We start from the raw sequence: 12,432 nt of genomic DNA on the forward strand, positions 1-12,432 counted from the left end.
CGTACTATTGGTTTGAGGTGCATTCACTATGAATTCCGTACGATCTTCGGCCGCGGCGGAACGAGGACGCCACCGGAAGCTGACGAACGCCGTCAAGGAGGCCTTGCGGGAACTCAACAGCGCACTGTCGGTCTTCAACCGGCACGTCGGCGGCCAGGTCGCGTTGAAGGACGTCGACTACGACTGCCTGGAGCTCCTCAACCGGCTCGGCCCGCTCACCCCGAGTGCCCTCGCGCGGCACGCGGACCTGCACCCGGCCACCATGACGGGCGTGCTCGACCGACTGCAGCGCGGCGGATGGGTCGTGCGCGAACGCGACCCGGAGGCGGCCGACCGGCGCGCCGTACTCGTCCGGCCGTTGCGCACCCGCAACGCCGAGCTGTACCGGCACCTCGCCGGGATGAACACCTCGATGGACGAGCTGTGCGCCGGCTACAGCGACGAGGAACTGGAACTGATCACGGACTTCCTCCGGCGAACCGCGACCGCCGGGCGCAACGCCGCGAACGACCTGGCCGACGGCTGACCGGTGCCGGCCGCCGGCGTGGCACGGTCAGCGGAAGCCGACGGTGCGGCCGCGCCGGGACTTCAGCGCCGCGCCCTTGGCCCGTGCCTGGTCGGCGAGGTCGGCCTGGAACGCCTTCATCTGCTCCCGCAGGTCCGGGTCGGCGGCGGCCAGGATCCGGACGGCGAGCAGCCCGGCGTTGCGGGCGTTGCCCACCGCGACGGTGGCCACCGGCACGCCGCCGGGCATCTGCACGATCGACAGCAGGGAGTCCAGTCCGTCCAGGTGCTTCAACGCGACCGGAACGCCGATCACCGGGAGCGGCGTCACGCTGGCCAGCATCCCCGGCAGGTGCGCGGCGCCGCCGGCGCCGGCGATCAGCACCCGCAGGCCACGGTCGGCGGCCCGCTCGCCGTAGTCGATCATCTCCCGCGCCATCCGGTGCGCGGAGACCACGTCCACCTCGTACGTGACGCCGAACTCCTCCAGCGCCTTGGTGGCCGCCTCCATCGTGGGCCAGTCGGAGTCAGACCCCATCAGGACCCCGACCGCGGGGCCCTCCTCGGCCGGCACCGGCCGGGCGGCCGGGGCGTCCGCGGGCGTTCCCTCACTCATCGATCTCTCCCGTGAGATAGGCGGCCGCGTGCCGGGCACGGGCGCGTACGTCGTCCAGGTCGTCGCCGAAGGTGGTCACGTGGCCGATCTTGCGGGCCGGACGCACCTCCTTGCCGTACAGATGTACCCGCAGCGCGGGATCGCGGGCCTGGCAGTGCAGCAGGCCGCGGTGCATGTCGGGGTAAGCGCCGCCGAGGATGTTGACCATCACCGTCCAGGGTGCCCGCGCCTGGGGTGAACCCAGCGGCAGGTCGAGGACGGCGCGCAGGTGGTTCTCGAACTGGCTGGTGACCGCGCCCTCGATGCTCCAGTGGCCGGTGTTGTGCGGGCGCATGGCCAGCTCGTTGACGAGGATGCGGCCGTCGCGGGTCTCGAACAGCTCCACGGCGAGCAGGCCCACCACGTCCAGCTCGCCCGCGATCCGCAGCGCGATCCCCTGGGCGCGGACGGCGAGTTCCTCCGGCAGGCCCGGCGCGGGCGCGATCACCTCGTGGCAGATGCCGTCGCGCTGCACCGACTCGACCACTGGGTAGGCGATCGCCTGCCCGGACGGGGACCGGGCGACGATCGCGGAAAGCTCCCGGGCGTAGTCGACGCGTTCCTCGGCGAGGACGGGGATGCCGGCGTCGAAGACCCCCGTCTCCTCGGCGGCGCGCGCGTCGTCGACCACCCAGACGCCCTTGCCGTCGTACCCGCCGCGGGTCGTCTTCAGCACCAGCGGCCAGCCGCCGAGCTCGGCCGCGACGTCCTCCAGGTCGGCCAGCCCCTTGGGTGTGGCGTGGCGGGGGCAGGGCACGCCGAGCGCGGTCAGGCGTTCGCGCATCGCGCCCTTGTCCTGGGCGTACAGCAACGCGTGCGGTCCGGGTCGTACGGCCACCCCGGCGTCCACCAGCCGGTGCAGGTGGTCGGTGGGCACATGCTCGTGGTCGAAGGTGATCGCGTCGCAGCCGGCCGCGAAGTCCCGAAGGGTACGCAGGTCGCGATAGTCGCCGACCGTGACGTGCCGGGCAACCTGGGCGGCGGACACGTCCGGGCCCTCCGCGAGCACCCGGAACGTCACCCCCAGCGCGATCCCGGCCTGGTGCGTCATCCGGGCCAGCTGGCCGCCGCCGATCATCCCTACGGTCGGGACACCCACGAGGTTGGACACGTCCGCGAGGCTACCGGGCGGCGCCGGGCGTGCCCTGACCGGGCGGGCGGTGTGGATGCCGGTAACCTCCCCCGGGTGAAACCGCTCGACGCGCTCCAGTCCCGGGTTCGCCGGCTCGCCGAGGAGCTGGCGAAGTTCGGCACCGTCGGCGCGGTCGCGTTCGTCGTCGACCTGGGCGGGTTCAACCTGCTGCGCTACGGCCTGGACCACCACGGGCCGCTGGAGCACAAGCCGCTGACCGCCCGGACGATCTCGGTGGTGCTCGCCACCCTGGTGGCGTACTTCGGCAACCGGCACTGGACCTGGAAGGACCGTCCGCGCCGGGCCGCGCACCATGAGTACGCGTTGTTCTTCCTGCTGAACTTCGCGGCACTCGTGGTCAACCTGGCGATCCTCGGGTTCGCCAACTACGTGCTCGGCCTGCACGACCCGCTGTCCAACCTGGTGGCCAACCTGGTGGGGATCGGCCTCGGCACGCTGATGAGGTTCTGGTCCTACCGTCGCTTCGTCTTCCGCGCGCCGGTCGCGGTGAACGCCGACGGCGAGCCCGACCCGCGGCTGTCCTCGCCGGTCTGATCTCCGGTCCGGCTGCCGGACTGCTCACCGGCCTTGCCGGCCTGCTGGTTGGACTGTTTGTTGGACTGGCCGGCACCGCCGCGCGGCAGGAAGACCGCGAACACCGCGGGGCTGCGGGAGATCATCTCCAGCCGCCCACCGCCGGCCTCGGCGAGGTCGCGGGCCAGGGCGAGTCCCAGCCCGGTGCCGCTGCGGCCGCTGACCGCGCGTTCGAAGACCCGCTGGCCGAGCTGCGCGGGTACGCCCGGCCCGGCGTCGGACACCTCGACCACCACCGAGCCACTGGGCGGCGGGCCGGTGGTGCGGCGGCGGACCACGACCGTGCCGCCGCCGTGGTGCAGGGCGTTCTCCAGCAACGTCGCCAGCACGTGTCCCAGCGTCCCGGGGGTGGCGTTCACCGTCAGGCCGGGCACGCCGGTCACGTCGATCCGCCGGCCCACTCGGTCGAACGCCGGCCGCCACTCCGCCACCTGCTGGCGTACGACATGGTCGACGTCGACCAGCGTCCGCTGCGCGACGTGAGTGTCCCGGCTCTGCGACAGCAGCCGATCCACCACGTGGGACAGGCGTTCGACCTGGCCGAGCGCGATGCCGGCCTCCTCGCGTACCACCTCGGGGTCCTTGGTGGCGAGGATCTCCTCCAGCCGCATCGACAACGCGGTCAGCGGCGAGCGCAGCTGGTGGGAGGCGTCCTGGGACAGCTGGCGTTCGGCGGCCAGCAGGTCGGTGATCCGGATGGCGCTCTTCTCCAGCGCGCCGGCCACCCGGTCGAGTTCGGGCAGGCCGTACCGGTGGCGGTGGGGGCGCGGGTCGCCCGAGCCCAGGCGTTCGGCCGCGGCGGCGAGCTCCTCCAGCGAACGCGAGATCCCGCGCGCCTGCCAGACCCCGATGCCGATCGCGACCAGCACGGCGATCGCCCCGAAGGCGACCAGGGTCAGACGTTCGGTCCAGCCGGCGCCGAAGTAGTGGCCCCTGAACGCGGCGATCGGCAACGCGAACAACGTCGCCGTGACCACGGCGATGACGACCGTGGTGATGACCAACCGGCGACGCATCCGACCCTGCCCTACTCAGCCACTCAGCCGTTCGGCCGCTCAGCCGCGTTCGAAGCGGAAGCCGACGCCCCGCACCGTGGTGATGAACTTCGGGTCCGACGCGTCGTCGCCCAGCTTCCTGCGCAGCCAGGAGATGTGCATGTCCAGCGTCTTGGTCGAGGACCACCAGGTGGTCTCCCAGACCTCGCGCATCAGCTGGTCCCGGGTCACCACCCGGCCGGTCTCGCGGACCAGGACGCGCAGCAGGTCGAACTCCTTCGCGGTCAGGTGGAGCTCCTCACCGGACAGCCAGGCCCGGCGGGACTCGGCGTCGATGCGTACGCCGGCGCCCTCCTCGGCGGATCCGTCCGACCAGCCCTCCGGCTTGCCTCGCCGCAGCAGCGCGCGCACCCGGGCCAGCAGCTCGGCCAGCCGGAACGGCTTGGTCACGTAGTCGTCGGCGCCGGCGTCCAGGCCGACCACCGTGTCCACCTCGTCCGCACGGGCGGTCAGCACGAGGACGGGGACGCGGTTGCCGTCCACCCGCAGCCGGCGGCACACCTCCAGGCCGTCGACGTCGGGCAGGCCGAGGTCTAGCACCACAAGATCGAACGAGCCGCCGGACAGGATCGCCAGCGCCGGCTCCCCCGCGCCGGTGACCTCCACCTCGTAGCCTTCCCGGCGCAGCGCGCGGGCCAGCGGGTCCGAGATCGCCGGATCGTCCTCGGCCAGCAGGATCTGGAGGGCGTGCCGGCCGGGGCCGTCGTTCACCAGGGTGCCGCTCACGCCGGTGTGCTCACTGTCGGCGCCGGGCTCACCCGGCGGCCGGTTGAGGGTGCGCCGCCCACTCTGCTCGCCCACCACAGACGCGCTCCGTGTCATGGGGCCGATCGTACGACCGCAACCACACCGCGTCGCCGCTCACCCGCCCGCGGACCGCGTTCGACCGGGCCGAGTTCCGGGCGTGACGTTCCTGGTGGGGTTGTGGGTGGGCGTTCTGTGTGGACTTGCGGTGGGCCGTCACCCATCGAGAGGGATGTCCGAGGTGCCGGCCGGTTCATCCGCGGAGAAGCCGGCCCGGGACCGGGCTGTCCGGAGTCGCGGGATTCTTCCGCGGAAGAATCCCGCCGCGGCCCCGGCCGTTCGGAACAGTCCCTCCGGGCCTGCCCTGAGCCCTGGTTAGCACGCCGAGGCGCCTGGGTAGGTCGTCACCGGCGCGACCTGGCGGGCCCCGCCTACGGAGCGCCCGGGTGGCAGGGGGTCTGCGTGATGAGGTCGACGCCTCCCAGCGCGCGTGGCCGCTCCGGGTCCGCGCCGGTCCGGGGCAGGGCCACGGCGACGACGGTGGCAGCGGTGGTGACCGTGACCGCCTCGGCGCTCGCCGGCGGGTGTTCGGGTTCCTCGCCGTCGTCGGACAGTTCCCCCTCGCCGGCCGCCACTCCCGCGCCCATGATCGGCACGATGGAGGCGGACGGGGTGGGAGCGACCGGCGTCAGCGACGTGGTCGTGGGTCCCGGCCGCCGCCCGCTCTACCGGAACTCCCTGGACACCGCCGCCAGGATCCGCTGTGTCGGGGCCTGCGCCCGTGCCTGGCCGCCGGTGCTCGTCCCCGCGGGGGTCACCGTCCCCTCGAAGGTGGCCGGGGTGAACGGCACGTTCGGTGTGGTCCGCCGCCCCGACCGGACCCGTCAACTGGCGCTGGACGGCAGGCCGCTGTACCGCTACGCCGCGGACCGGGTGGACGGGTCGGTCGGCGGCAACGGGTCGAAGGTCGACTTCGACGGCCGGAAGTACACCTGGTGGGTGGTCACCACCCTCGGCACGGTGCCCTCGCAGACGCCGACACCGACGACCACCGAGGAGTCGCACTACCAGGGCTACTGACCCGGCCGGAGGTTCGCCGGGGTGGGGACGGTGCGACTGCGCGGACCCGCCCGCAGCACCTGCGACGGCACCTGGTGGCCGACCAGGCGTTCGGCCGTCGCGGCGACGTCCAGCAGCAGGTCGAGATCGACCCCGGTCTCCACGCCCATGTCCGCCAGCATGTGCACGACCTCCTCGGTGGCGATGTTGCCGCTCGCCCCCGGCGCGTACGGGCAGCCGCCCAGGCCGCCGACGCTGGCGTCGAAGTCGGTCACGCCGAGCCACAGCGCGGTCAGCAGGTTGGCCAGGCCGGTGCCCCGGGTGTTGTGGAAGTGCAGGGCCAGCGAGGTGTCCGGGAAAGCCTCCCGGGTGCGGCCCACGAGATCCTCGACCCGGGTGGGCGTGGCCATGCCGGTGGTGTCGCCGTACGCCAGGGAGTCCGCGCCGGCCGCGACCGCCGCGCGGGCCACGCCGACGGTCTGCTCGACCGGGATGTCCCCTTCGTACGGACAACCCCACGATGTCGCGACGATGACCTGGCACCGCGCGCCCTGGCCGTGGACGTACTCGACCAGCGGACCGAGCTCGGCGAGCGACTCCGCGGTGGTGCGGTTGAGGTTGGCGCGGTTGTGCGTGTCGGAGGCGGAGACCACCACCTCCAGTTCGGTGAAGCCCGCCTCGACCGCCCGCCGGGCGCCGACCAGGTTGGGCACCAGCGCGGAGTAGGTGACGTTCGGGTTCTTCGCCGCGGCCGCCCACACCTGCGCCGCGTCGCCCATCTGCGGAATGGCCTTCGGGTGCACGAAACTGACCGCCTCGATCCGGCTCAGGCCGGTCTTCGACAGCGCGTCCAGGAGCTCGATCTTTCCCGCGGTGGGTACGGGGGGTTCGTTCTGCAGCCCGTCGCGCGGACCGACCTCCCGCAACCAGACCCGGCTGGGCACCTGCATCGTGGCCACCTCCCCCACCAGTGTGGCGCACGCGGCTGGCTCAGGCCTCCGGCGCCGATTCGGGGATCACCGAGGCCCCCTCGTCGGAGTCGGCGGCGGCGTCCGCCCGGGCCGGGTCCGCCTCGCCGCGCGTCTGCCGGGGAATGCCCGGGTGCCCCGCCGGCAGGTCGGCGTCCGGGCCCGCGTCCGGTGCGGCGCCGGGCGTACTCTCCCGGGTGCTCCCGCGGCTGCTCTCGGACCTGGGTTCCGGGCTGGGCACCTCCCACGTCGGCCCCGGGCCGTTCGCCCGGTCCAGCAGGACGAGCGCGTACGCGTACCGCCGGCGCACGGCCTCCTGGGCGGCGTCGTCGAGCCGGGCCAGCCGCGCCGGGCCGAGGTTGTGCCGGATGTCGGCGCGCTTGACCAGAATGGCGGGCGGCGTCTCCACCAGCCGGTCGAGGTGATCCTCGTACGACTCCCCCGACCGGCGGGTGAGCGCGTCCACCATGTCCACCACGTCGGCCGGGACACCCAGGTCGATCAGCTGGGCCAGGCTGAGCTCGGTGTCCTCCACGCAGTCGTGCAGGAGCGCCGCGAGCTGCTGTTCGGGGGTGCCGCCGCCGTCGCGGGTGAGCCGGGCCACCGCGCGGGTGTGCTCCACCGCGGGCCGCCCGGACGGGTCGTACCGGTCGTGGTGCACCACGGCGACCAGCTGCTGCGCCGCGCCGAGATGGTCCACCGGCTGGCGGAGATAGGCGTACGCGTGCTGCCAGGAGGAGAACAACTCGTCGAAGACCGGCTCGGTGGCCACCGCCAGCGGGATGAACCGCTCACAGGTCTCGTGGTAGATCTCCCGCTGCGACTCCACCGTCGGGTAGGTGTGCAGCCGCTGCACCAGGGCGTACCTCCCGGCCAGCCGCACCATCGGGGAATCCACCAGTCCGGCCACGCGCGTACCGAAGCGTTCCTCGACGTGCTCCATCGTGCAGGGATAGTCCTCGGCCAGGTGGTGCAGAAGGCCGGCCGTCAGCAGGCCGAGTTCGGTGACACCGAACTCCCGGACCAGCAGCTCCGCCACCTCGTAGCGGGTGGGGCGGCCGCCCCAGTGGTCGGCGAAGCGGACCGCTCGCCGAAGGTGCGGTGTGGTGCCGGTCGGGAGGTACCGCGACAGAACGCGGGAGGCCTCCGCCCAGGTACCCCAGCCCCGATAGACCTTCATGCCTTCCCCATTCCCCCGGTGCCCCTCTCATTCCCCAGGCCAGACCGGCGGACGCTTCTCGTTGAACGCCGCGATGCCCTCCTTCCGGTCCGGGGAGAACGCGGTGGCCCGCCAGGCGGCGTCCTCGATCGCCAGCCCGGCGGCGAGGGCGGCGTCGGCGCCGAGGCGCAGTGCCTGCTTCGCCTGCCGGACACCGACGGGTGAGTTGGCGGCGATCTGGGTGGCGATGTCCAGCGCCGTCTGCCGGGCCCGGCCGGGTGCCACCAGCCGGTCCGCCACGCCGAGCCGGTCCGCCTCGGCCGCCTCGACCCGGCGGCCGGTGAGGATCAGGTCGGCCGCCCTGGACCAGCCGACCCGGCGGGCCAGCAGTTGGGTGCCACCGCCGCCGGGGACCAGCCCGACCGAGACCTCCGGCAACCCGAACACCGCGGTCTCGTCGGCGACGATGAGGTCGCACGACAGAGCCAGCTCGAACCCGCCGCCCAGGGCGTACCGGTGGACCGCGGCGACCACCGGCATCGGCAGGTCGAGGATGCTCCCGAACAGCCGGCGGATCACCGGTCGCTGGCGCCAGAGGTCCTGGTCGTCGAAGTCGTTGCGCTCCTTGAGGTCGGCGCCCACGCAGAACGCCTTCTCGCAGGCGCTGGAGAGTACGACCGCCCGGACCCGCCGGTCGGCGGACAGGGACGTGGCCGCCCGGATGATCGCCTCGGCCTGCGCGGTCGAAACGGCGTTCAGCGCCTCGGGTCGGTCGAGGGACAACTCGGCCACGTGGCCCGCGTCGTCGACCCGGCGGACCTGGACACCCTTGGACGTCGAGGACATGCCGGCAAGCCTAGGGCGTGTCCTGCGGATCAGGCGGCGAAGGTGAGCGGGCCATCCGCGCCCGGCTGGCAAGGCGGAGGAGGAGCGCGTAGCGGTGTTCTACGCGCGACGACGACAACGCCGCCAGCCGGGATGCGGGGGCACGCGAGCCGACACAAGATCCGCAGGACACGCCCTAGGGGGCGAGCCCGCGATTCTTCCGCGGAAGCGGGTCCGCATCGCCGCGCGCCGACAATGCCGAGCGGGTGGAAGTGACGCCTGTCCCTACCCGTTGTCCTCGCCGCCGTCGGGCAATGTCGGGCGGTTGCCGGTGACCGCCTCGGCCACGTCGAACCATCGCGGCTCGCCGAAGCTCGCCGTGGCCTGGAACACGATGCTCCACGGCGTCGAGCCATCGCGCAGGCGGAACTGAAGCCCAAGATCTGTCGGCCGGCACTCCACGACGTCGGCAGCACTGAACCGAGTGGTTCTGAGGGGGTTGCGGATCTCGACGATCCGGTTGGCATCGATCCGTACTCTCGGCCTGAACGCGAGGAACCAGACGACAAGGGCCACCATTCCGATGAACACGAAGCCATCGCCCATCTCCCGAGGGTCCATCTGACCGGCACGCACGAAGTGAATGACGGAAGCCTGCTGAATCCCCAACAGGACGATGGCGACGACGCCGGCGATGCGTATCCAACCGCGGACTCGCCAGGTCCGCGCTGCCCCGTCCTTCGTCACATTGCCGAGCGTAGGATTCCGGGGTCCCAACATCCAGGTGCCGCGGACCTCCGGAGCCCGGCCTCGGGAGACGTCAGTACGGCCGCTCGTAGTCGCGACGGGTACGGGGCCCGTCCGAGCGTGTCCGCTGCCGCCGGGTCGGGGTCTCGTCATCGTCGTCCTCGCGGGCGAAGACCAGCTCGGACAACGTGCGCTGGACCGTCTCCACGTGTGGCACGTCGGGCAGGGTGACCCGGCCCTGCTCTCCCGCCGACCAGACGACGAGGGTGCCGCAGCCGAGCATCCTGTCAGTGAGGCCGCGTTCACTGGACACGTCGTTGATCCGGGTGAGCGGGATGTCGCGCCCGTTCCGGGTGATGACGCCGGTACGGGTGATCAGCCGCCGGTCGGTGACGGCGTAGGTGGAGGAGAGCCAGTTGAGCGCCGGCCAGACGGCGTAGACGAGCACACCCACCACGGCCGCGGCGACGATGAACAGCTGGACGAACGGCTGGTAGGCACCCCCGGGCACCAGCGAGACCAGCACCAGGGCCGCGCCGAGCGTGAGGAAGAACAACACGACCGGCCCGATCATGATCTTCCAGTGTGTGCGCATGCTGAGGTAGACCTGCTCGCCGTCGCCCAGCATCTTCGACGGGATGCCCATCACCGCTCCTCACTTCACCCGACCTGCCGGACGCACCGGAGCTTCCTCCGGATTGCTCGGTCGGCCGGGCTCACGAACTCGGCCGAACCCATGAGGATCCGACCGAATGGGTCCTGACCTCCGATCATGCCCGACCGATACCGGTCAGCGCACGTGCACCACGTCACCGGCGCCGAGCGCGTGGTCACCGTCGGTGGTCCGTACGACGAGCCGGCCTCCCTCGTCCACGTCCACCGCCCGTCCCTCGAGCCAGCGGTCCGGTGCGAGCTGGACCCGTACGTCCCGGCCCACCGTCGCACAACGGGCGCGGTAGGCGGCCCGGAGCCCGCCGTGCAGATCGTCGGGCCTGTCGGCGGCCACGTCGCCACCGGCCCGCCACGCCGCGTACAGCGCCTCCAGCGTCCGGACGACCGCGACCAGCAGGGTGCCGCGATCGGTGGTGGCCGCGCCCGCCAGGCGCAGCGAGGTGGCGTGGCTGCCGGGAAGCTCGGCGGCGGTCGTGCTGACGTTCAGCCCGACACCGACCACCGCGGCCGGGCCGGTCGGGGTCTCCACCCGCTCGAGCAGGATGCCGCACACCTTGCGGTCGTCCAGGAGTACGTCGTTGGGCCACTTCAGCCGTGGACGTACGCCGGCCGCCGACTCCAGCGCCTCGACCACGGCGCACCCGGTGAGCAGCGGCAGCCACGGCCAGTGCTGGGCGGGCACCTCGACCGGGCGCAGCAGCAGCGAGAACATCAGCCCGGACCGGGGCGGAGAGGTCCATTCCCGGAGGAGCCGGCCGCGGCCCGCGCTCTGGTAGTCGGTGGCGACCAGCGTCCCCTCCGGCGCGCCGGCGACGGCGAGCGCCCGGACGTCGGCGTTGGTGGACCCGGTCTCGGCGACCACCCGCAGGTCGGTGACCAGCCGGCCGGGACTGACCAGCGTCGCCCGCAGACCGCCCGCCGCGAGGGGCGGCCGGTCCAGGTCGACGTACGGGGACGGCATCCCGCCAGCCTAGGCGGCTTGCCGGGACCGGAAGCGGGGTGCCCAGCTCGGGCCGCGGGTTACTTGAGGAAGATCTCCACCACGGGGACGAGCTGGTCCGGCCGCTGCACCGGAAGCTCCAGCGTCACCGTTCCATCGGGCACGCCCTTCACGCCGATGTTGGAGTCGGTGTCCTCCCCGGCGTACTCCCGGAACTTCACCTCCGACGCGTCGTGCAGCAGCTGGGCGTACTTGATCCGGCCGGCGAGCCCGGGCAGGTGCGCGTGCCGGAACGGCCAGCCGAACAGGTGCAGGTAGAGCCGGTCGCCGCGCTGGGTGTAGCGGCCGTCCTGCGGCGGGGTGAACGCGGACGGTCCGGCGCCGTAGATCGACCGGCCGTGCCGGCGGGTCCAGCGGCCGATGTCCGTCAGCGTCGCCAGGGCCCGCTCGTCGAACTCGCCGCGCCCGGTGGGGCCGACGTTCAGCAGCAGGTTGCCGTCCTTGGAGACCGAGTCCACCAGCATCCGCACCAGCAGGTCCGGCGACTTCCAGTCCAGGTTGTCCCGGTCGTAACCCCAGCTGCCGTTGAGCGTCTGGCAGGCCTCCCACGGGACCTCGCGGCCGTCGATGGTGGGCGGGGTGGCCGGCTGGAACTGTTCCGGCGTGGTGAAGTCGCCGGGGTAGTCGAGCCGGTTGTTGATGAGGATGTCCGGCTGCAGGCCGCGGACCAGTTTGACCAGTGCCTCGGAGTCCCAGTCGTCGCGGCCCTTGCCGGGAAGGTCGTACGCCGACATGCCGGGGTAGGAGAAGTCGAACCACATCACGTCGATGTCGCCGTACCGGGTGAGGAGTTCCTCGACCTGGCCGTGCAGGTAGCGGCGGTACTTCTCGATGTCGCGTTTACCCGCCTGCGAGGCGCGGAAGTCGGCGTCGTCGACCCGCGGGTGCAGCGTGTCCACGGGATACTCGGGGTGGTGCCAGTCGATCAGCGAGTGGTAGAAGCCGACCCCGAGGTCCTCGGCACGGAAGGCGTCCACGAACGGCCGCACCAGGTCGCGGGCGGCGGGGGTGTTGGTCGCCTTGTAGTCGGTGAGACCGGAGTCCCACAGGCAGAAACCCTCGTGGTGCTTGGTGGTGAGGACGGTGTACTTCATGCCGGCCTCGGCCGCGGCCTTCGCCCACACCCGAGGGTCGTACAGGTCGGGGTCGAAGTGGTCGAAGTACGGCTGGTACTGCTCGTCGGTGAGCCGCTCGCGCTTCTTCACCCACTCGTGCCGGCCGGGCAGGGCGTACAGACCCCAGTGCACGAAGAGCCCGAACCTGCGGGCCCGGAGCTTGTCAACTGATGCTTGCGGTGCCGACATGGCGCGGCCTTCCT

General features: G+C 72.3%; 15 protein-coding genes. 3 read left to right on the forward strand and 12 right to left on the reverse strand.

Going from position 1 to position 12,432, the window contains the following annotated elements:
* Window positions 1-28: 28 nt before the first annotated feature.
* The gene (locus FHR37_RS16980) at window positions 29-526 is read left to right on the forward strand and encodes a MarR family transcriptional regulator (protein WP_092880470.1); all 498 of its coding nucleotides are present in this window, start codon (window positions 29-31) and stop codon (window positions 524-526) included.
* Between the two features lie 27 nt (window positions 527-553).
* Here the strand turns inward: FHR37_RS16980 and purE are convergent, their stop codons facing one another.
* Both purE and FHR37_RS16990 read right to left on the reverse strand, forming a co-directional pair.
* Window positions 554-1,120, reverse strand: a complete 567-nt coding sequence (gene purE / locus FHR37_RS16985; RefSeq protein WP_092880472.1) for a 5-(carboxyamino)imidazole ribonucleotide mutase — start codon at window positions 1,118-1,120, stop codon at window positions 554-556.
* On the reverse strand, window positions 1,113-2,237 hold the full coding sequence (locus FHR37_RS16990) for a 5-(carboxyamino)imidazole ribonucleotide synthase (RefSeq protein ID WP_202884536.1): 1,125 nt from the start codon (window positions 2,235-2,237) through the stop codon (window positions 1,113-1,115). Before FHR37_RS16990 ends, purE begins: the two co-directional genes overlap by 8 nt.
* Window positions 2,238-2,345: 108 nt before the next feature.
* On the opposite strand from FHR37_RS16990, the gene FHR37_RS16995 reads away from it, so the two are divergent.
* Window positions 2,346-2,846 (forward strand): GtrA family protein, encoded by a 501-nt coding sequence (locus FHR37_RS16995; RefSeq protein ID WP_092880474.1) that lies wholly within the window; start codon window positions 2,346-2,348, stop codon window positions 2,844-2,846.
* On the opposite strand, the gene FHR37_RS17000 is transcribed toward FHR37_RS16995, so the two are convergent.
* The 3 genes from FHR37_RS17000 to FHR37_RS17010 form a co-directional block, all read right to left on the reverse strand.
* Window positions 2,765-3,901, reverse strand: a complete 1,137-nt coding sequence (locus FHR37_RS17000) for a HAMP domain-containing sensor histidine kinase (RefSeq protein ID WP_092880476.1) — start codon at window positions 3,899-3,901, stop codon at window positions 2,765-2,767. The genes FHR37_RS16995 and FHR37_RS17000 overlap by 82 nt on opposite strands.
* A gap of 39 nt (window positions 3,902-3,940) precedes the next feature.
* Window positions 3,941-4,762: a response regulator transcription factor gene (locus FHR37_RS17005; protein ID WP_092880478.1), complete on the reverse strand. Its 822-nt coding sequence runs from the start codon at window positions 4,760-4,762 to the stop codon at window positions 3,941-3,943.
* Window positions 4,763-5,115: 353 nt separating this feature from the next.
* Window positions 5,116-5,331, reverse strand: a complete 216-nt coding sequence (locus FHR37_RS17010) for a hypothetical protein (RefSeq protein ID WP_175542310.1) — start codon at window positions 5,329-5,331, stop codon at window positions 5,116-5,118.
* Between FHR37_RS17010 and FHR37_RS17015 the strand changes: the two genes are divergently transcribed.
* Window positions 5,330-5,764, forward strand: a complete 435-nt coding sequence (locus tag FHR37_RS17015; protein WP_092880482.1) for a COG4315 family predicted lipoprotein — start codon at window positions 5,330-5,332, stop codon at window positions 5,762-5,764. The two genes, FHR37_RS17010 and FHR37_RS17015, sit on opposite strands and share 2 nt — an antisense overlap.
* Here FHR37_RS17015 and FHR37_RS17020 read toward each other — a convergent pair.
* The 7 genes from FHR37_RS17020 to FHR37_RS17050 form a co-directional block, all read right to left on the reverse strand.
* Window positions 5,758-6,693, reverse strand: a complete 936-nt coding sequence (locus FHR37_RS17020) for a hydroxymethylglutaryl-CoA lyase (RefSeq protein ID WP_092880824.1) — start codon at window positions 6,691-6,693, stop codon at window positions 5,758-5,760. The genes FHR37_RS17015 and FHR37_RS17020 overlap by 7 nt on opposite strands.
* Before the next feature lie 40 nt (window positions 6,694-6,733).
* On the reverse strand, window positions 6,734-7,891 hold the full coding sequence (locus FHR37_RS17025) for an HD domain-containing protein (protein WP_092880484.1): 1,158 nt from the start codon (window positions 7,889-7,891) through the stop codon (window positions 6,734-6,736).
* Window positions 7,892-7,918: 27 nt separating this feature from the next.
* A complete protein-coding gene (locus FHR37_RS17030) occupies window positions 7,919-8,716 on the reverse strand; it encodes an enoyl-CoA hydratase/isomerase family protein (RefSeq protein WP_092880486.1) in 798 nt (265 codons plus the stop codon).
* 264 nt (window positions 8,717-8,980) lie between these two features.
* Window positions 8,981-9,442: a PH domain-containing protein gene (locus FHR37_RS17035; protein ID WP_092880488.1), complete on the reverse strand. Its 462-nt coding sequence runs from the start codon at window positions 9,440-9,442 to the stop codon at window positions 8,981-8,983.
* Window positions 9,443-9,515: 73 nt separating this feature from the next.
* Window positions 9,516-10,088 (reverse strand): PH domain-containing protein, encoded by a 573-nt coding sequence (locus FHR37_RS17040; RefSeq protein WP_092880490.1) that lies wholly within the window; start codon window positions 10,086-10,088, stop codon window positions 9,516-9,518.
* A 144-nt stretch (window positions 10,089-10,232) separates the two neighbouring features.
* Window positions 10,233-11,075: a biotin--[acetyl-CoA-carboxylase] ligase gene (locus FHR37_RS17045; protein ID WP_092880492.1), complete on the reverse strand. Its 843-nt coding sequence runs from the start codon at window positions 11,073-11,075 to the stop codon at window positions 10,233-10,235.
* Between the two features lie 59 nt (window positions 11,076-11,134).
* The gene (locus FHR37_RS17050) at window positions 11,135-12,418 is read right to left on the reverse strand and encodes an alpha-L-fucosidase (protein ID WP_092880494.1); all 1,284 of its coding nucleotides are present in this window, start codon (window positions 12,416-12,418) and stop codon (window positions 11,135-11,137) included.
* Window positions 12,419-12,432: the final 14 nt, after the last annotated feature.

Origin of the sequence: Actinopolymorpha cephalotaxi (assembly GCF_013408535.1) — a bacterium.
Lineage (GTDB): Bacteria > Actinomycetota > Actinomycetes > Propionibacteriales > Actinopolymorphaceae > Actinopolymorpha > Actinopolymorpha cephalotaxi.

Bases quoted from the DNA above. Each gene is read 5' to 3' on its own strand.
- purE (WP_092880472.1), bottom strand. From the start codon at position 1,120: ATGAGTGAGGGAACGCCCGCGGACGCCCCGGCCGCCCGGCCGGTGCCG.
- FHR37_RS17020 (WP_092880824.1), bottom strand. From the start codon at position 6,693: ATGCAGGTGCCCAGCCGGGTCTGGTTGCGGGAGGTCGGTCCGCGCGAC.
- FHR37_RS17005 (WP_092880478.1), bottom strand. From the start codon at position 4,762: ATGACACGGAGCGCGTCTGTGGTGGGCGAGCAGAGTGGGCGGCGCACC.
- FHR37_RS16980 (WP_092880470.1), top strand. From the start codon at position 29: ATGAATTCCGTACGATCTTCGGCCGCGGCGGAACGAGGACGCCACCGG.
- FHR37_RS16990 (WP_202884536.1), bottom strand. From the start codon at position 2,237: ATGATCGGCGGCGGCCAGCTGGCCCGGATGACGCACCAGGCCGGGATC.
- FHR37_RS17015 (WP_092880482.1), top strand. From the start codon at position 5,330: ATGATCGGCACGATGGAGGCGGACGGGGTGGGAGCGACCGGCGTCAGC.
- FHR37_RS17030 (WP_092880486.1), bottom strand. From the start codon at position 8,716: ATGTCCTCGACGTCCAAGGGTGTCCAGGTCCGCCGGGTCGACGACGCG.
- FHR37_RS17010 (WP_175542310.1), bottom strand. From the start codon at position 5,331: ATGGGCGCGGGAGTGGCGGCCGGCGAGGGGGAACTGTCCGACGACGGC.
- FHR37_RS17040 (WP_092880490.1), bottom strand. From the start codon at position 10,088: ATGGGCATCCCGTCGAAGATGCTGGGCGACGGCGAGCAGGTCTACCTC.
- FHR37_RS17000 (WP_092880476.1), bottom strand. From the start codon at position 3,901: ATGCGTCGCCGGTTGGTCATCACCACGGTCGTCATCGCCGTGGTCACG.
- FHR37_RS17045 (WP_092880492.1), bottom strand. From the start codon at position 11,075: ATGCCGTCCCCGTACGTCGACCTGGACCGGCCGCCCCTCGCGGCGGGC.
- FHR37_RS17025 (WP_092880484.1), bottom strand. From the start codon at position 7,891: ATGAAGGTCTATCGGGGCTGGGGTACCTGGGCGGAGGCCTCCCGCGTT.
- FHR37_RS17050 (WP_092880494.1), bottom strand. From the start codon at position 12,418: ATGTCGGCACCGCAAGCATCAGTTGACAAGCTCCGGGCCCGCAGGTTC.